Below are 18,204 nucleotides of genomic sequence, written 5' to 3' on the forward strand. Positions count from 1 at the left end.
GGTTCCGCTGATCATTCCGGTCGGAGCCTAGGCGTTACCAGCAGGTAACCGCTAACGGCCCGCCACCGACGCCCCGTCGCGACGGGGCGGCATCCGCACCTGCTGGTGACAACCGCCGCGGGATGACGCCCCGCAGGGCCGACCATCCGACAGACGCGGGACCGGCCGGCCGAGTACGCCTCCCCGCCGTCCTCGTTGTACGATCAACGTCGTCCGCGAGCCGAAGGCGACTCGCGTTTCCGGGCCCCGCCGACCGCAGGAGGTGATCGCTGTGCGAGATAGCGATCCTCCCAGTCGTGGCCGGGCCCTCCGTCAGCCCCGCTGAGCCACGACTCAGTCGGTTGAGCTGACCCAGCTCCCGCTCCCCGCACCGTCCACCCTCGGCCCACCGGCTGGGGAGATCGGCGGATGCCGTCCCGCGCCGGGACGCCCCGCGGTGGAGCCGCCCGGTCACGACTTCGTGTGCGCGCCCTGACCAACCCCTGCGGCCCGCCCTGCGGACCGTCCAGTCGCCACCGGAGCCGTTCATGAGCCGCTACGTCGCCCCACTGAGCTTCACCCTCGCCGCCGTCTGGGTGGCCGTCGTGTTCGTGCTGGCCGGCGGCGGTCACTGACCACCACCGGCCCACCACCCGGCCACCAGCCCCACGGCGTCCGGCCCGCCGGCCGGTCCACGGCCACCAGACCGGACGCCGATCCGCACCGGCCGGACGCGCCACCAGAGCGCCCGGCCCGCGTCACAGCATCCGGGACGTCCACAGCAGGCTCAGCCCGCCCGCACAGAGCGCCAGCAGCAGCGCTACCCCCGCGTACCACTGGGTGATCTCGCGCGGCTCGGTGCGGAACCCGATCGACGAGCCCATGTCCTGGTAGACCTGCTTCAGCTCGGCGACCGAGGCCGCCTCGTAGAAGTGACCCTCGGTGGTCTCGGCGAGCTGGGCCAGCGCCAACCGGTCCACCGGCACCCGCTGCAACTGACCGCCGATGTCCACCTGCCCGGAGTCGGTGCCGAACGCGATGGTGGAGACCGGCACGTTCGCCGCCTGCGCCGCCGCCGCGGCCTCCTCCACCGACCGGCCCGAGGTGCGGAACCCGTCGGAGAGCAGCACGATCCGGGCCGGTGGAATGCCGGCCGCGCCGTCCGACGGCACCGACCGGACCGCCTCCAGGCAGGTGAAGACCGCCTCGCCGGTGGCGGTCGACTCGGCCAGGGTCAGCCCGTCGATCGCGGCGGTCACCGCAGCCCGGTCCTTGGTGGGGGCCACCAGCACGTTCGCCGCCTTGGCGAAGGAGACCAACCCCAGGTTGTAGCTGGCCGGCAGCTCACCGACGAACTGCTTCGCCGCCTCCTGCGCGGCCTCCAACCGGTTCGGTGACACGTCGTCGGCCTGCATCGACAACGACACGTCGATGGCGAGCATCACGGTGGCCCGCTCCAACGGCTCCTTCGTGTCGATCGCCGGACGGGCCATCCCGGTGGCGAGCGCCACCATCGCCAACAGGAGCGCGGTCGCCGCCGCATGCCGCCGCCAGCCCAGCCCCTTCGGCGCGAGGGTACGCAGCAGGTCCACGTTGGTGAACCGCATCGCGTACGCCCGGCGGTGGCGTTGCCGCCAGACGTAGAACGCGGCCAGGGCGAGCACCGGCAGCAGAGTCAGCAGCCACCACGGTTGCATGAAACGGATCATCGCGTCGTCCCCCGGGTGCGGGCGTGCCGCTGCGCGGCCACGAATCGCACCATGTCCAGCAGCCAGTCTCGGTCGGTTCGCAACAGCAGATGCCCGGCACCGGCGGCGCGCAGCTCGGCGGCGATCGCGCCGCGCTGGGCGGCAGCCGCCTCGGCGTACCGGCGGCGCAGGCGCGGGTCGGCGGTCTGCACCTCGTGCAGTTCCCCGGTCTCCGGGTCCACCACCGGCAGCACCCCCACGTCGGGCAGCTCCAGCTCGCGCGGGTCGACCACCTCGATCGCCAGCACGTCGTGTCGGACCCGCAGCTTACGCAGCGGACGGCCCCACTGCTCGGGCGGTGCGAGGAAGTCCGAGATGACCACGGCCAGGCCACGCCGGCGCGGCGGCCGGTTGAGCAGGTCCACCAGCGCGCCCAGGTCGCCGCGACCGGGTCGCAACGGGGTGTGCGCCACCGCGCGCAGCAGCGCCTGCGCCTCCCGCCGGCCGGAGCGGGCCGGCACCCGGGTCAGCACCCCCGGCCCGCTCGGCGGTGGCGGCGCGGACCGCCACCGCCGGGCGGGCGCGGGCGGCGGTGCCGCCCCGGTGCCGATCACCGCGCCGATCCGGTTGCCCCCGCGCACGGTCAGGTGGGTCAGCGCGGCGGTCGCGGCGACCACCACGTCCCGCTTGAGCCACCGGCCGGTGCCGAAGTCCAGGCTCGCCGAGAGGTCCACCGCCAGCCAGGTCTCCAGCTCCCGGTCGGCCACCGTACGCCGCACGTGCGGCGTGGTGGTACGGGCGGTGACCGGCCAGTCCATCCGGCGTACGTCGTCGCCGGGGCGGTACTCCCGGGACTCGCCCGCCTCACTGCCAGGGCCGGGCAACAGTCCCGCGTAGTCGCCCTGGAGCAGCCCGTCGAGTTTGCGGGTGACCAGTAGTTGCAGCCGGGACAGCACCGCCTCGGTCCGCTCCCCACCGGCCTCGGCCGGGCGTACCGGTGTGGTCACGGGTGCTGCCCGGGCCAGCCGGCGGCCGGCGGTCCGCTGACCGGCGGCGGCGCGGACGCCTGCTGCCGGGGTGCCACCGACGGCAGTGGAATGGTCGACATCACCCGGTGCACCACGTGGTCGGCGGGCACGTCGTCGGCGAGCGCGTCATAGCTCAGCACCAGCCGGTGGCGCAGGATGTCCGGCGCGACGTCCTGGACGTCCTGCGGCAGCGCGTAGTCCCGGCCCCGCAGCAGGGCCAGCGCCCGGGTGGCCCGGATCAGGCCGAGTGAGGCGCGCGGGCTGGCGCCGTACTGGATCAGCCGGGCCACGTCCGGCATGCCGTGCTCGGCGGGGCTGCGGGTGGCCAGCACCAGCCGGACGGCGTAGTCGACCAGGGCGTTGTGCACGAAGACCTGGTCGGCCTTGCGTTGCAGGGCGAGCAGGTCGGTGGCGGTGAAGACCTGCGCCGGCTCGGGCGCGGCGACCCCCATCCGGTAGACGATCTCCCGCTCCTCCGCGTCGGTGGGGTAGCCGACGACGATCTTCATCAGGAAACGGTCCCGCTGCGCCTCCGGCAACGGGTAGACGCCCTCCTGCTCGATCGGGTTCTGGGTGGCCATCACCAGGAACGGCTCGGGCACCCGGTGGGTCTGGCCGCCGATGGAGACCTGCCGTTCGCTCATCACCTCCAGCAGCGCCGACTGCACCTTGGCCGGGGCCCGGTTGATCTCGTCGGCGAGCAGGAAGTTGACGAACACCGGACCCAGCTCGACGTCGAACTTCTCACTCGACTGCCGGTAGATCCGGGTGCCCATGATGTCGGCCGGCACCAGGTCCGGGGTGAACTGCACCCGGGCGAACTCGCCGCCCACCACCCGGGCCAGGGTCTCCACCGCGAGGGTCTTGGCCACCCCCGGTACGCCCTCCAGCAGGCAGTGCCCCCGGGCCAGGAGCGCCACGAACATCCGCTCCACCATCCGGTCCTGCCCGACGATCACCCTTTTGATCTCGAACAGCGCCCGCTCCAGCAGGGTGGCGTCCTGGGCGGGGGTGGTCACCGCCATGGGTGTCTCGGGGGCCGTCCCGTTCGGGGTCGGGGCGTCGGGCGTGGTCGGCTGGGCCACCGGTCCTCCACAGCATGATCGGGTCGTCGTGGCGTGGTGCGGTAACAAGACTCGCATGCCCGGCTGAGAGCCGAGGTGGGGAGAACCCGATTTCCGGCCCGCCGTCCGGATCGCCGAATCGCTGAACGAGGGTGGACACGGAGGGGTCTGCCACGTGTACGATTCACCCCGTCGCCGGGCGGCTCCCCCCGTGGCCGCCCGGCGCTCACATCATCGGTCCCGGGAGTGCCTACACTCCCCTGGTGACCAATCCCACCCCCGCCGACGAGGCTCCCGTCTGTTCGTCCCGGGGGTGCCGCATGCCCGCCGTCTGGGCGCTGCGCTGGAACAATCCCCGCCTGCACGACCCCGACCGGCGCAAGACCTGGCTCGCCTGCCCGGCCCACCGGCGCAGCCTCGGCGAATTTCTCGACGCTCGCGGGTTCCTCCGGGAGGTCGCCGCGCTCCCCGGATCACATACCCTCGAAGCGTGAACGCTGCCGAGCCACCCCAGTCCCCGGTGAGCGCCCTGGAGCCCTGGCCGGACACCGTCCGCTGGCAGCCGATCTCGGCCGAGCTGATCTGGGTGGAGCTGCTGCGCCTGGCGCTGGGCCTGGCGGTGCTGCTGGTCGGGCTGGCGCTGGGCTGGGCGTTGCACGGGCACTGGCTGTTCGGCGTGGGCTGCGCCGTGGTGCTGCTCGGCGGCGGGTGGCGGGCGGTGACGATCGTCCGGGCCGTCCACGCCTGGGGGTACGCCGAACGCGCCGACGACCTGCTGGTCCGGCACGGACTGCTGGTCCGCCGGCTGTCCATCGTGCCGTACTCGCGGATGCAGTTCGTCGACGTCAGCGCCGGCCCGCTGGAACGCGCCTTCGACCTGGCCACCGTGCAACTGCACACCGCCGCGGCGGCCACCGACGCCCGGGTGCCCGGCCTGCGGCCGGCCGAGGCGTCCCGACTGCGCGACCGGCTCACCGCCCTCGGTGAGGACCGGGCGGAGGGGCTGTGACCACTCCGGCGCTATCGGGTGGTGTCGAGCCACGGCAGCGGCTGCACCCGCTGAGCCCGGTGTTGCAGGGGGCGAAGTCCCTGGTCGTGGTGATCGCCGGCCTCTCCTGGTCGACGCTGTCCCGGGTCGGCTTCGGCTGGTTCGCCGTGCTGGTGGCGGTGCTCGCCCTGGGCGCGACCGTGCTGGCGGTGGTCAGCTGGTACAACACCGGCTACCACCTCGTCGGGCGGGAACTACGGGTGCACGAGGGGCTGTTGTGGCGGCGCACCCGGGCGATCCCGCTGGAACGGCTGCAGGCCGTGGAGGTGGTCCGCCCCCTGTTGGCGCAGCTCACCGGCCTGGCCGAGCTGCGCCTGGAGGTGGTCGGCGGCGGCAAGACCGAGGCGCCGCTGGCGTACCTCTCGGTCGCCGACGCAGCGCGGCTGCGGCAGCGGCTGCTCACCGTCGCCGCCGGCATGCCCGACCAGGAGACCGTGGGCGCGACGCCGCAGCCGAACGGCGTCGCGGAGGTGGGAGCCGCCGCCGCGACGGCCACCTCGGCCGACCGGGAACCGGCGGGCCGGCCCCTGCACGCGGTGACGAACACCGACCTGCTGGTCAGCCAGTTGCTCACCCCGCAGGCGTTCCTGCTCCCGTTCGGGGTGGCCTTCGTGGTGGCGCAGTTCCTCTCCGAGGGCTCCTGGTCGTTCATCGCGGTCGCCAGCACCCTCACCGCGATGGCCGGCGTGCTGCTGCAACCGGTCCGGCGGGTCCTCGACGACTGGAACTTCCGGCTGGCCCGCGAGCCCGGCCGGCTGCGCATCCACAACGGCCTGCTGGAGACCCGGGTGCAGACCGTGCCGCTGGAGCGGGTGCAGACCGTCGGGGTGACCTGGCCGCTGCTCTGGCGGATGAAGGGCTGGCTGCGGCTGCGGCTGGAGGTCGCCGGCTACTCCAGCGGCGAGGCGGACGACCGCACCCGCCCCGACCGGCTGCTCCCCGTCGGTGACCCGACCGTCGGCGCGATGATCGTCGACGAGGTGCTGCCCGGGGTGCGGCTGACCGCGCTGCCGTTGACCCCGCCGCCGAGCCGGGCCCGCTGGCTGCGACCGCTCAGCGCCCGGATGCTCGGCGCCGGGCTGCACGAGCGGGTCTTCGCCGTCCGGTCCGGCCTGCTCACCCGGCAGTTGGCGCTGGTGCCGTACGCCCGGATCCAGAGCGTGCGGGTGGTGCAGGGGCCGACACAGCGCCGGCTGCGGCTGGCCACGGTGCACGTCGACACCGCCGGTGGGTCGGGTGCCGCCGCGTACCACCGCGACCTGGCGGAGGCGTGGGCGCTCGCCGCGGAGCTGACCGCGCGGGTACACGCCGTTCGCCGCGCCCGCTGACCCGCACCGTCCCCGGACGACCCTGACGACCGTCACGATCGGCGGAGCAGTGCCGGAGCAGCCCCGGTTCAGTGCCGGGCGGTCTCCGTCCGAACGACGGCGACGGGCACCGGCGGGTCGTCGGCCGCGGCAGCGACGGATGGCGGGTCTCCACCGGGCGCGGCGCGCCGGGCCCGCCAGGCCCGTTCGGCGAGGCCGACGACCAGGAACGTCATCCCCACGTACGCCCAGCCGACCAGCACGTCGATGACGTAGTGCTCACCGCTGTAGACCAGGGTGAAGGTCATCGCCAGCGGGTAGGACAGCAGCAGTGGCCACCACCGCTTGCGGGTCGCCCGCAGGAAGAACAACACCACGAACAGGGCCCAGGCGGTGTGCAGCGAGGGCATCGCGGCGACCGGGTTGGCGGCGATCTGCCCGGCGTTGAGCAGGTTGCCCGCGCCGTGCATGCCGAACTCCTTCCAGCCCCGGGTGGAGATCCGGGCGACCTCGGTGAGCAGGCCGTTCTGCGCCGCCCACCACGGCGGGGCGGCCGGGTAGACGAAGTAGGTGACCAGACCGGCCGCGCAGAGGAACCCCCAGCGCCGCATGTACGCCCCCCAGCGCTCGCGGCTGCGCAGCCAGAGCACGGCGGCGGCGGCCAGCGTCACCACGAAGTGGGAGAAGTAGACCCAGCTGACCAGCACGTCCCACCAGTGCACCTCGGGACGGTAGAGGTGCTGCTGGAGCCAGACCGTCGGCACCTCTCCCCCGGTGGCCCAGCCGAACATCACCCGGTCGGCGACGATCAACTCGTAGGCGTGCGGGGTACGACCGTTGTCGGCGAACCCCCGGGAGAGGTTGTAGACGGCGAGCAGCAGCACCACCGGGATCCAGTCCCGGGCGAAGCGCAGGTGGCTGCGCCACGGCCGACCCCAGTTCCAGGCGATGGTGCCGGCCCAGATCCAGAGGAAGGCGTACGCCGGATCGGTCGGCAGGCCGATGGCCAGCCAGGTCACGACGAAGGCGACGCCCCAGACCGACATCGCGATCACACGGCGTCGTCCGCCGGCGGACGCGCCGGCGGTGTCGGTCGGGACGGGGGGCGGGGGCTCAGTCACAGCGGCCATCGCGGTCAAGGTTAACGGCGGGCAACGCATCGACCACCGCCGACCACCCGTCGGGTGGCGCCGGAAGCGGGGGCCGCCCGGCGTCCGGGTGGGCCGGGTGACCGGTCGACCGGTCACCCGGCCGACGCCGGTGGCCCGCCCACTAGGCTGATCGCATGCAGGAGCAGCCGGACGACCCGTTCCCGCCGGGGCTGACCGCCCAGGTCGAGCTGACCGTCACCGATGCCGACACCGCGCAGGCCGTCGGCTCCGGTGACGTGCCGGTGCTGGGCACACCCCGGGTGCTCGCCCTCGCCGAGGCGGCCACGGTGGCCGCGACGGCACCCCTGATGCCCGCCGGCCGGACCACGGTCGGGGTGCGGGTCGAGCTGGCGCACCTGGCCGCCACCCCGGTCGGGCGGACGGTGGTGGCCCGCGCCCGGCTGGCCGAGGCCGACGGCCGACGGCTGCTGTTCGAGGTGACGGTGACCGACGGCGACACGACGGTGGCGTCGGGCCGGGTGGAACGGGCGCTGGTCGACCGGCAGCGCTTCGTCGAGCGGGCGGCGCGGGCGTCATGACGTTCCGGTTCGTGCCGGTCGCCGACCGGGTCCACGTGCTGCGGGAGCCGCTGCTCGACGTGAACGTCACGCTGGTGGTCGGCGACGGCGCGGCGTTGCTGGTGGACACCCTGTCCACCGCCGGGCAGGCCGCCGAGCTGGCCACGGCGGCTCGGGCGGTCACCCCGCACCCGTGGACGCTTGTCAACACCCACCACCACTTCGACCACTGCTTCGGCAACGCGACGCTCGCCGCCGACCCACCCCACCCGGTGTACGCGCACGAGGTGGCCGCCGCCGCGCTGCGGGAGCGGCCGGAGCGGCTGCGTCGGGCGGCGTACGAGGAGATGCGGGTGGCGCATCCCGGGCTCGCCGCCGAGCTGGCCGAGACGACCCTGCTGGCCCCGACGCACACCGTGCACACCGAGACGGTGCTGGACGTCGGGGGCCGCCGGGTGGTGCTGCGCCACCCGGGTCACGGGCACACCGACGCGGATCTGGTGGTGCACGTGCCGGACGCCGACGTGCTGGTCGTGGGGGATCTGGTGGAGCAGTCCGGGCCACCGGCCTTCGAGGAGTCGTACCCGTTGCAGTGGCCGGACGCGGTGGCCGACCTGCTGCGGATGACCACGCCCGCGACGGTGGTGGTGCCGGGCCACGGCGATCCGGTGGACCCGGAGTTCGTCCGGGCGCAGCATGCCCGGCTGGTCGAGCTGGCCTGGCTGATCCGGGCCGCGCACACGGCCGGCGCCCCGCCGGAGCGGGTGGCCGCCGACTCCCCGTTCGGCGCCCGCCCCGGCCTCGTCGCCGCCCGCCGCGGTTACCTCGAACTCGACGGCACCCCCTGACCGGGCCCCGGTCGGGGTGCGGTCAGTCGGCGAAGCGGCGGCGCACCTCGTCCCGGGTCGGCATGGCGACCGCCCCACCGGGCGACTCACAGACCAGGCCGGCGACCCGCAGCGCGAACGCCACCCGCCGGTGCCAGTCGGCCGGCTCGGTCGGTTCGCCGTCGACCAGCAGGTCGGCCACGAGCGCGGCCATCACCGAGTCGCCCGCCCCGGTGGCGTCCACCGCGCGTACCGTCGGCGCGGGCACCCGGACCGGGTCGGGGCCGGCGGCGACCAGGGCGCCGTCCGCGCCGAGGGTCACCACCACCGTGCCCGCGCCCAGCTCCCGCAGGTACGCCGCGACGCCCGCGACCGGCTCGTCGGGCCAGAGCAGCGCGGCGTCGGCGCCGCTGAGCTTCACCAGGTGCGCCCCGGCGGCGAACTCCACCACCACCTGCCGCAGGCCGGCCAGCTCCCCCGGCCCGGTCAGCAGGCGGGGCCGGACGTTGGGGTCGAAGACCCGCAGTCCGGGCGCGAGCGACCAGGCCCGTCGGGCGGCGGCGAGCGTCGGCGGGCTCAGCAGCACGATCGAGCCGCAGTAGAGCACGTCCGCACCCTCGACCAGCGCCACGTCCAGGTCGTCGGCGGTGAGCAGGCCGTACGACGGCGGGTCACCGTAGAACCGGAAGTCGGGCTCGGCGTCGGTGTGCGTGGTCACCGCCAGCGTGGTGGGCGCCGGCACGGTGACCGCCCCGGCCAGCCCGACCCCGGCGGCGGCCAGGAAGTCGCGGATCCGACCGGCGAGCACGTCGTCGCCGAGAGAGCCGACGAACTGGGCCGTGCCGCCGAGCCGGGACACCCCGACGGCGACGTTGAGCGGGCCACCGCCGATCGCCTGGCGGAACACCGGCCGGCCCTCGCACTCGGCGTCCAGCAGGTCGATCAGCGCCTCACCGAGCACCACCGCGTATCCCACGTCGCCTCCCAGCGCGTCGTCGTCCGGGTACCAGGCTGGCACAACGGCCCACGCCGATCGGGGCCGGCCGGGCACTCGGACCCGACCCATCGAGCAACGCCTATTGCGTGGTTCGTCCGGACGTGATGGTATTGCTGTGCCGGGCCGGCGCGGAGGGCTGCCGCACCCGCTCGGCGATCAGCTGGGGTCAGACGCGAGAGGCACCGGTCCGTGGGCACGGACCGTTGACGGCACGCGCCCGTCGGCCCTGCGGGACCGCCGGCCCGAGCCGCCATCGACGCATCCCCACCTTGTGCGGGGCGGGCGCTCGCGCCACCCCGCGGATCAGGAGAAGCTCGTGCTTCGTTCTCGTACGGCCGCGTTGTTCACCGCGGCCGCCACCCTCGCTTTCGGGGCCGTCGCCCTGACGGTGCAGCCCGAACCGGCCGCCGCGCACGGCACGCCGATCGTTCCGGGCAGCCGGACCTACCTGTGCTGGCAGGACGGCCTGACCAGCACCGGCGAGATCAAGCCGATCAACCCGGCCTGTTCCGCCGCCGTCGCCCAGAGCGGCACCAACTCCCTCTACAACTGGTTCAGCGTGCTCCGCTCGGACGCCAACGGGCGCACCGTCGGCTTCATCCCCGACGGCAAGCTGTGCAGCGGCGGCAACACCGGTTTCGCCGGGTACGACCTGGCCCGCACCGACTGGCCGCTGACCCACCTGACGTCCGGCGCGCGGCTGGACTTCAAGTACAGCAACTGGGCCCACCACCCGGGCACCTTCTACTTCTACGTGACGAAGGACAGCTGGAGCCCGACCCGGCCGCTGGCGTGGAGCGACCTGGAGGAGCCGTTCCTCACGGTGACCAACCCGCCCCAGCGGGGCGCGTCGGGCACCAACGACGGGCACTACTACTTCAGCGGGAACCTGCCGTCGGGCAAGTCCGGGCGGCACATCATCTACTCCCGCTGGGTGCGCTCGGACAGCCAGGAGAACTTCTTCGGCTGCTCGGACGTCACCTTCGACGGCGGCAACGGCGAGGTGACCGGGGTCGGCAACGACAACCCCAACCCGACCACCCCGCCGCCCAACCCGACGACCCCGCCGCCGAGCCCGACGACCCCGCCGCCGAGCCCGACCACTCCCCCGCCGAGCCCGACCACCCCGCCGCCGGGCAGCAGTGACTGCATGGCGGTCTACCGGGTGGTCAGCGCCTGGAACGGCGGTTTCCAGGGCGAGGTCACCATCATGAACCACAGCACCCGGACGTACGGGGGCTGGACGGCGAGCTGGAGCTGGCCCAACGGCCAGCAGATCTCGCAGGTCTGGAACGGCACGCTGAGCACCAGTGGGTCGACGGTGACCGTCACCAACGCCTCGTACAACGGCTCCGTCGCGCCGGAGAAGACCACCACGTTCGGCTTCACGGCCAGCAGCACCGGGACGAACGGGATACCCACGGTCACCTGCTCCGGCCGGTGACGCAGCGCTGAGAAGGACCGGAGGTCCCCGCCCGTCGGGCGGGGACCTCCGGGTCGTCCGGGGACCGGCGGACGCCGGTCGGGGCGACGGCGGGAGCGGGCCGGTGTCAGCGCACCATGCTGCCGACCACCGGCTTGGTGAGCAGGGCCGACTGGTTGCGCTGGATGCCCGGGTCGAGGGTCTTGGCCACGAAGATGGCGTGCCAGATGCAGAAGATCAGCACCGTCCACACCTTGCGGGAGTTGTCCGCCTCCTCCCGCTTGTGCTCCTCCAGCAGCCGCATCGCGTACGACAGGTCGATCAGGTCGCCCGCGCCGGAGGTGGACAGCACGTGCCGGGCCCACTCGTACATCTCGCCACGCAGCCAGACCCGGGTCGGGGTCGGGAAGCCCAGCTTCCTGCGGTTGACGATGGCCGGCGGCACGACCCCCTGCAACGCCTGGCGCATGGCGTACTTGGTGGCGTCGGAGCGGGGCGGCAGCTTCAGCTCGACCGGGATGGTGGCCGCCACGTCGAAGACCGCCCGGTCCAGGAACGGCACCCGGACCTCCAGCGAGTGGGACATCGAGATCCGGTCCGCCTTGACCAGGATGTCGCCGCGCAGCCAGGTGTAGAGGTCGACGTACTGCATCTTGGTGACGTCGTCCAGCTCGGTGCACTCGGCGTAGATCGGGGCGGTGACGTCGGTGTAGCGCACCGAGGGGTCGTAGCGGCGCAGCAGGTGCTGCTTCTCCTCCTCGGTGAACATCCGGGCGTTGCCGTAGTAGCGCTGCTCGATCGGGGTGGTGCCGCGCTCCAGGAAGCTCTTGCCCTTGACCCCCTGCGGGATCGCCTTGGAGACCGCGCGCAGGCCCTTCTGCACCCCGCCCGGCAGGCCGTTGACGCTGCCGAGGGAGAGCGGCTCCCGGTAGATGGTGTAACCGCCGAAGAACTCGTCGGCACCCTCGCCGGAGAGCACCACCGTGACGTGCTCGGCGGCCTTCTTGGCGACGAAGTAGAGCGGGACCAGCGCCGGGTCGGCCACTGGGTCGTCCAGGTGCCAGATGATCTTCGGCAGCGCGTCGATCATGTCCTGCGGCCCGATCTTGGTCGCGATGGTGGTCACGTCGAGGTGCCGGGCCGAGTCCTGGGCCACGTCGATCTCGGAGTAGCCGGGCACGTCGTAGCCGACGGTGAAGGTGAGGATGTTGGGGTTGAACTCGCGCGCCAAGGCCACCACGGCGGTGGAGTCGATGCCGCTGGACAGGAACGAGCCGACCGGCACGTCCGAACGCATGTGCATCCGGACGCTCTCCCGCAGCGTCTCCCGGATCTCGTGGTAGAGCCGCTGCTCGTCGGAGACCGGGGCGGGCCGGAACACCGGCCGGTACCAGCGCCGCACGTCGAGCCGACCGCCCGGGGACCAGCTCAGGTACTCGCCGGAGCCGATCCGGCTGATGCCCTGGTGCAGGGTGCCGGGCTCGGGGACGTACTGGAGGGTCAGGTAGTGGCTGAGGTTGGCGGTGTCGATCCCGGCGTCACCCTGGTAGTAGGAGTGCGCGAAAGGGAGCAGCGCCTTCTTCTCCGAGGCGAGGTAGAGGCCGTCGGCGGTCTCCAGGTAGTGCAGCGGCTTGATGCCGAAGTAGTCCCGCGCGCCGAACGCCCTGCGTTCCTGCCGGTCCCAGATGACGAAGGCGAACATGCCGCGCAGCCGGGTGAGCACCTGCTCACCCCAGTAGTGGTAACCGGCGACGATCACCTCACCGTCACCGGCGGTGGCGAACTGGGCCCCGAAGGTGCGGACCAGTTCCTCCCGCAGCTCGATGTAGTTGTAGATCTCGCCGTTGAAGGTGAGCAGGTAGCGACCGCCGGCGTAGGGCAGTGGCTCGTGGCTGGACGCGACGTCGATGATGGCCAGCCGCTTGTGCGCGAACACCCCGTCCGCGTAGTGGCCGGTAGCGTCGCCGACCACCTCGACCCCTGTCTCGTCCGGTCCGCGGTGGTGCAGGCATTCCAACGCCCCCGCGATGTTGTCGCGGTGGGCGGCGGCGTTGCCGTTCGCGCTGAAGAAGGCCAGGAGTCCGCACATGGTGGCCATCTTTCCACGCGGCACATTCCGACCGCGCGGCACCGCTGGCTCTGCCCCTGCCCTATTTCCCCGCGCGCGAAGCGGCCGTCGCGGCACCGCAGGCACTCCGCCCGGCCGGACCCGGGGTACCGTCTGGAACAGCGACGAGGCGAAGGGAGCCGACATGGCCGAGGAACGGACGGACGGCAAGCCGGCGGACGGCACCGAATCGCACGACCCGGACTTCCCGGAGGCGTTCCTGTCCTTCATGCGGCAGGGCTGGCGGGACACCAGCCTGCCGGTCGGTCCCCGGCCGGAGGTCCCCCACCACGCCAAGCGACGGGCCGCGCTCTCCGCGGCCTTCCCGGGCGAGACGCTGGTCATCCCCACCGGCACCGAGAAGGTACGGGCCAACGACACCGACCACCCGTTCCGGCCGGGCAGCGACTTCGCGTACCTCACCGGCGACCACGACCCGGACAGCGTCCTGGTGCTGCGCCCCAACGGCTCGGGGCACGACGCGACGCTCTACATGCGTCCCCGCTCCTCACGGGAGACCGACGAGTTCTTCCGCAGCCGGCACGGTGAGCTGTGGGTGGGCCGGCGGCACACCCTGGCCGAGAAGTCCACCGAGCTGGGCCTACCCACGGAGGACCTGACCGCGCTGGACGGGGCGTTGGCGCGGATGGCGCCGGGGCGTACCCGGGTGTTGCGCGGTTTCGACCACCGGGTGGACGCGGCGGTGCGGCCGTGGGACGGCCCCCGGGAGGAGGGCCAGCCGGCCCGCGACCGGGAGCTGGCGATCGCGATCGCCGAGCTGAAGCTGGTCAAGGACGAGTGGGAGGTCGCCCAACTCCAGGACGCGGTCGACGCCACCGTACGCGGCTTCGAGGACGTGGCCCGGGTGCTGCCGGCCGACCGGGCGGTCTCCGAGCGGCTGCTGGAGGGGATCTTCGCGCTGCGGGCCCGGCACGACGGCAACGACGTCGGCTACAACTCGATCGTCGGGGGCGGCGAGCACGCGACGATCCTGCACTGGGTGCACAACCACGGCACGGCCCGCCCGGGTGAGCTGCTGTTGATGGACATGGGCGTGGAGAACCGCAACCTCTACACCGCCGACGTGACCCGGGTGCTGCCGGTCGACGGCCGGTTCACCCCGTTGCAGCGCCAGGTCTACGACGCGGTGTACGCCGCCCAGCAGGCCGGCATCGACGCGATCAGGCCGGGCGTGGGGTTCCGCGACGTGCACCTGACCTCGATGCGGGTGCTCGCCGAGGCGCTGAAGGATCTCGGCCTGCTGCCGGTGAGCGTCGACGAGGCGATGGACCCGGCCTCCACGGTCTACCGGCGATGGACCCTGCACGGCACCAGCCACATGCTCGGCATCGACGTGCACGACTGCGCCCACGCCCGCAAGGAGAAGTACCGCGACGGCCAGCTCGGCGAGGGCTACGTGCTCACCGTCGAGCCGGGGCTGTACTTCCAGCCGGAGGACGAGCTGGTCCCCGAGGAGCTACGCGGCATCGGCGTCCGGATCGAGGACGACATCCTGGTCACCGCGACCGGCGCGGTGAACCTGTCGGCGGGGTTGCCCCGCCGCAGCGACGAGGTGGAGACCTGGCTGGGCGAGCAGCGCGAGGCGGGCCCGCGCCTGCCCGGCTGACCTGCGCGTACGACCGCTCGACAAGGCCTCGCCCCGGTGCCCGGGTGCGGGGCCTTGTCGCGTGCCGACGTCGCCCTGCGCCGTTCGGCGGCCATCCGGCGGATTCGTCGTCTCCCGGTCGCGCTGTCCGGCAACTGCGGTCCGGGGCGGGAAGGACCCCGTCCGTGAGCATCTGCGCCGCCTGAGCCACCCAGCCCTAATGCGGGTGTTCTTCGGTTTTGTCCATCTTGCGAGGAAACCTCTTATACGGTGGTGATCAGAGGCTGCAACCGATTTGTAGCTGGTCGCACCCGTATGAGCGGTGCGGTCTCGTCTGATAGCAGGAAGGGACAGAGTGCTCCGATGTCCAACAATGTGACGACTTCCGACAGTGGGCCGACCACGGCCGCACTGGGAAAGAGGCGGCGAACCCTCTGGGTCGCCACCGGTGTCGCCGGCTTGACCGGCGTCGTCGGGCTGGCCGCCCTCGGCGGTTTCACCGCCCGTGACGACAGGTCCGCAACGAACCTGATCTCGGACGCCCGCGCCTCTGCCGTGGAGCAGAACCTCGGCGACGGCGGCCCGGCCAAGGACCACGGCCGGGCCGAGGACGAGAAGGGCGAGGGCGACGACTGGAGTGGCCGGGACGACAAGGACGACAAGGGCCGCGACGACAAGGGCCGGCCGGGCGGCGAACGCGAGGAGCGGGGCGAATCGGTCTCCTGTGACCCCAACCGTCTCATCGCCGCCCTCACCCGGGCCAACGCCGGACACGGCGCGGTCCTGGAGTTGGCCAAGAACTGCACCTACTCCCTGACGGCCAACGGCGGCGGCACCGGGCTGCCCACGATCACGCAGCCGGTCGTGATCAAGGGGAACGGCTCGACCATCACCAGGGCCGCCAACGCCGTGGCGTTCCGGATCTTCACGGTGGGTTCCGGCGGCACGCTGACCCTCAAGGACCTCACGGTCACGGGCGGCCAGTCGACCAGCGGACCGGGGCTGCTGGTACAGGCCGGCGGCACGGCCCACCTGGAGAAGACCAAGGTCACCCGGAACACGGCCACGGTGCCCGCCGGCGCCATCGACAACCTCGGCATCACGACGCTGGACCACAGCGCGGTGGTGCAGAACGCGGCTGCCGGCATCGGCAACTCCGGTGTCCTCAAGGTCAACGAGTCGAAGATCGCCTACAACTCGGTGGCCGGATCCGGCGCCGGGATCGCGAACACGCTCGGCACCGTGCTGGTCAACAAGAGCAGCATCGACAACAACAGGGCCCTCGGACAGGGTGGCGGCATCTCCACCAACGGCGGCACCGTGCTGCTGCGCTCGACGACGGTCAACGACAACACCGCCTCCGCCGAAGGCGGCGGCATCAACACCCTCGGCGCGGCGCAGCTGACCCTGCAGAACGTCACCGTGGCCCACAACGCCGCAGGCGGCAACGGCGGCGGTCTCTTCCTCGGCGGCGGCAGCGCCACCGTGGAGAAGAGCGAGTTCAAGGGGAACACCACCCCTGGCCTCGGCGGCGGCATCTACTCCGACGCGGGCACCATCCTGGCGCTCCGGGAGAGCAAGCTGGTGGCCAACCAGGCCAACACCGGCGGCGGGCTCTACAACAACGGCGGCACGGTGAGCCTGACCCGGACGGACGTCCTCAACAACCTCGCCACCGTCAACGCCGGCGGCATCTTCACCACCATCGCGATCACGGTCGACCCCAAGTCGGTCATCGTGGCCAACCGGCCGAACAACTGCGTGGGCCCGGTGCCCAACTGCTTCGGCTGACCTGCGGTGCGACAGCCGGGCCCCCTGCCGTCATCCGGACGGCAGGGGGCCCGGCTGTCCGCAGCGGAGGGTCCGCAAGACCGGAATATCCCGGCCAAGGGGACTTCCACGCTTTCTTACCCATACGTGGGCTTGGCTCGCGTTCAGGAGAAACATGAGAGATGCGCACCTACATTCGCTTACAGGTAGCTACAACCGATTTGTAGCCAGGGTCGCGCCGCCACGCGGAGTGTCCCTGTCTGACGTGAGTAGAGGACAGGCATCTGATGTCCAGAAATCTTTCACCTGCCCCGGACCCCACCGGATCGGCGGGCCGCCGCCGACGCCGGTGGCTGCTCGGGGTCGCCGGACTGACCGGCGTCATCAGCCTGGCCGCGGCCGGCACCAGCGCCGGAGCTGCCGGACTCCACCGGTTCCCCGGCCTGGACGGCTCTTCGGCCCACCAGTCAGGGGACGGACACCGACGCGACGACCGGGGCGGACCCGCCCCCGACGAGCGGGAGGACCGCTACCCACGCGCCAAGGAGGTGCCCTGCGACCCCAACCGGCTGATCGCCGCCATCACCCGGGCGAACGCCGAGCACGGCGGGACACTCAAACTCGCCCGCGACTGCACCTACACCCTGACCGCCTTCAGCGGCCCGAACGGCCTACCGCCGATCACCCAGCCGATCGAGATCGTGGGTGAGCACTCCACCCTGGTCCGGGCCGCGAACGCGGCGTCGTTCCGGTTCTTCGAGGTGGACAACGGCGGCGAACTCACGCTGCGCGACGTCACCCTCAAGGGGGGCCAGGCCAACTACGGCGGCGCCCTCTGGGTACGCGGCGGCGGGCGGGCGGAGATCGTCGACAGCACGTTGGTGAACAACACCGCCCAGACCACCGGCGGCGCCATCCAGAACGAGGGCACCGTGAGCCTGCACAACAGCTCGGTCGAGCGCAACAACGCCGGGCTGACCGGTGGCGCCGTGCACAGCGGGGGCCGGCTGGAGATCGGCGACTCACGGATCACGTACAACAACGCCGGCGCGGGCGGCGGCGGGATCAACACCGTCGCCGGATCGGTCCAGATCTGGAAGAGCGCCGTCACCAACAACCGGGCGATCCTCGGCGGCGCCGGGATCGGCAGCACCGGCGGCATCATCAGCCTCACCCACGTCGAGGTCGCCGACAACGTCGCCGGCGGCGCGGGTGGCGGCATCGGGGTGGCGGCGACCCAGCTCGCCCTGCGTGACGTCACCCTGGCCCGCAACACCGCCGGCCTGCTCGGCGGTGGCGGCCTGGCCGCCACCGCCGGCAGCAACACGGTGGTGGAGAAGAGCAAGGTGGCGCGCAACACCACCGGCGGGGTCGGCGGGGGCATCAGCAACAGCCTCGGCAGCCAGCTCGTCCTGCGGGAGAGCGAGGTCGTCGGCAACCAGGCGGCCAACGGCGGCGGCATCGACAACGCGGCCGGCACGGTCGTCCTGAGCAGGAGCAAGGTCGTCGACAACACGGCCCTGACAGCGGGTGGCATCGGTGGCATCCGCAACGTCCTCGGCACGGTGACGATCAACCCGGACTCGACAGTGGTGGCCAACCGGCCGACCAACTGCGGGCCGACGCCGATTGCGAACTGCTTCGGCTGACCCGACCCACTGATGAGGGGCCCCTCCCGGCGGGAGGGGCCC

At 72.5% G+C, this 18,204-nt stretch carries 15 protein-coding genes; 9 read left to right on the top strand and 6 right to left on the bottom strand.

The window, feature by feature from the left end; translation table 11 throughout:
* Positions 1–737 precede the first annotated feature (737 nt).
* Genes ACIG87_RS15760 through ACIG87_RS15770 form a run of 3 tightly spaced genes read right to left on the bottom strand, consistent with a single transcriptional unit; the run spans position 738 to position 3,780 of the window.
* On the bottom strand, positions 738–1,688 hold the full coding sequence (locus ACIG87_RS15760) for a VWA domain-containing protein (RefSeq protein ID WP_396851215.1): 951 nt from the start codon (positions 1,686–1,688) through the stop codon (positions 738–740).
* Positions 1,685–2,692 carry a DUF58 domain-containing protein gene (locus ACIG87_RS15765; RefSeq protein ID WP_396851320.1) on the bottom strand — a complete coding sequence of 336 codons (1,008 nt, stop codon included), beginning with the start codon at positions 2,690–2,692 and terminating at the stop codon, positions 1,685–1,687. Before ACIG87_RS15765 ends, ACIG87_RS15760 begins: the two co-directional genes overlap by 4 nt.
* Positions 2,671–3,780, bottom strand: coding sequence for an AAA family ATPase (locus ACIG87_RS15770; protein ID WP_396851216.1), 1,110 nt, complete (start codon positions 3,778–3,780; stop codon positions 2,671–2,673). The genes ACIG87_RS15765 and ACIG87_RS15770 overlap by 22 nt, the downstream gene beginning before the upstream one ends.
* 242 nt (positions 3,781–4,022) lie before the next feature.
* Between ACIG87_RS15770 and ACIG87_RS15775 the strand changes: the two genes are divergently transcribed.
* From ACIG87_RS15775 to ACIG87_RS15785, 3 genes are read left to right on the top strand one after another with little or no spacing between them, the layout of a single operon-like run.
* Positions 4,023–4,253: a hypothetical protein gene (locus tag ACIG87_RS15775; RefSeq protein ID WP_396851217.1), complete on the top strand. Its 231-nt coding sequence runs from the start codon at positions 4,023–4,025 to the stop codon at positions 4,251–4,253.
* Positions 4,250–4,768, top strand: a complete 519-nt coding sequence (locus tag ACIG87_RS15780) for a PH domain-containing protein (RefSeq protein WP_396851218.1) — start codon at positions 4,250–4,252, stop codon at positions 4,766–4,768. Before ACIG87_RS15775 ends, ACIG87_RS15780 begins: the two co-directional genes overlap by 4 nt.
* Positions 4,765–6,135, top strand: a complete 1,371-nt coding sequence (locus ACIG87_RS15785; protein ID WP_396851219.1) for a PH domain-containing protein — start codon at positions 4,765–4,767, stop codon at positions 6,133–6,135. The genes ACIG87_RS15780 and ACIG87_RS15785 overlap by 4 nt, the downstream gene beginning before the upstream one ends.
* A 68-nt stretch (positions 6,136–6,203) precedes the next feature.
* Here ACIG87_RS15785 and ACIG87_RS15790 read toward each other — a convergent pair whose 3' ends face one another.
* Positions 6,204–7,244, bottom strand: coding sequence for a phosphatase PAP2 family protein (locus ACIG87_RS15790; protein ID WP_396851220.1), 1,041 nt, complete (start codon positions 7,242–7,244; stop codon positions 6,204–6,206).
* Between the two features lie 155 nt (positions 7,245–7,399).
* Between ACIG87_RS15790 and ACIG87_RS15795 the strand changes: the two genes are divergently transcribed.
* Positions 7,400–7,804, top strand: coding sequence for a thioesterase family protein (locus ACIG87_RS15795; RefSeq protein WP_396851221.1), 405 nt, complete (start codon positions 7,400–7,402; stop codon positions 7,802–7,804).
* Positions 7,801–8,631: an MBL fold metallo-hydrolase gene (locus tag ACIG87_RS15800; RefSeq protein WP_396851222.1), complete on the top strand. Its 831-nt coding sequence runs from the start codon at positions 7,801–7,803 to the stop codon at positions 8,629–8,631. Before ACIG87_RS15795 ends, ACIG87_RS15800 begins: the two co-directional genes overlap by 4 nt.
* Positions 8,632–8,653: 22 nt before the next feature.
* On the opposite strand, the gene ACIG87_RS15805 is transcribed toward ACIG87_RS15800, so the two are convergent.
* A complete protein-coding gene (locus ACIG87_RS15805; RefSeq protein ID WP_396851223.1) occupies positions 8,654–9,586 on the bottom strand; it encodes a PfkB family carbohydrate kinase in 933 nt (310 codons plus the stop codon).
* A gap of 337 nt (positions 9,587–9,923) precedes the next feature.
* Between ACIG87_RS15805 and ACIG87_RS15810 the strand changes: the two genes are divergently transcribed.
* A complete protein-coding gene (locus tag ACIG87_RS15810; protein WP_396851224.1) occupies positions 9,924–11,051 on the top strand; it encodes a lytic polysaccharide monooxygenase in 1,128 nt (375 codons plus the stop codon).
* Between the two features lie 106 nt (positions 11,052–11,157).
* Here the strand turns inward: ACIG87_RS15810 and asnB are convergent, their stop codons facing one another.
* Positions 11,158–13,119 (bottom strand): asparagine synthase (glutamine-hydrolyzing), encoded by a 1,962-nt coding sequence (gene asnB, locus ACIG87_RS15815; protein ID WP_396851225.1) that lies wholly within the window; start codon positions 13,117–13,119, stop codon positions 11,158–11,160.
* Between the two features lie 163 nt (positions 13,120–13,282).
* Here asnB and ACIG87_RS15820 point away from each other — a divergent pair, with 163 nt between their 5' ends.
* The 3 genes from ACIG87_RS15820 to ACIG87_RS15830 all read left to right on the top strand — a co-directional run bounded on the left by ACIG87_RS15820 (position 13,283) and on the right by ACIG87_RS15830 (position 18,162).
* Positions 13,283–14,764 (top strand): aminopeptidase P family protein, encoded by a 1,482-nt coding sequence (locus ACIG87_RS15820; RefSeq protein ID WP_396851226.1) that lies wholly within the window; start codon positions 13,283–13,285, stop codon positions 14,762–14,764.
* A 342-nt stretch (positions 14,765–15,106) separates the two neighbouring features.
* A complete protein-coding gene (locus ACIG87_RS15825; RefSeq protein ID WP_396851227.1) occupies positions 15,107–16,534 on the top strand; it encodes a right-handed parallel beta-helix repeat-containing protein in 1,428 nt (475 codons plus the stop codon).
* A gap of 266 nt (positions 16,535–16,800) precedes the next feature.
* On the top strand, positions 16,801–18,162 hold the full coding sequence (locus ACIG87_RS15830; protein ID WP_396851228.1) for a right-handed parallel beta-helix repeat-containing protein: 1,362 nt from the start codon (positions 16,801–16,803) through the stop codon (positions 18,160–18,162).
* The last annotated feature ends 42 nt before the right edge of the window (positions 18,163–18,204 follow it).

The sequence above is a fragment of the Micromonospora sp. NPDC051925 genome (genome assembly GCF_044548625.1).
Classification (GTDB): Bacteria; Actinomycetota; Actinomycetes; order Mycobacteriales; family Micromonosporaceae; genus Micromonospora.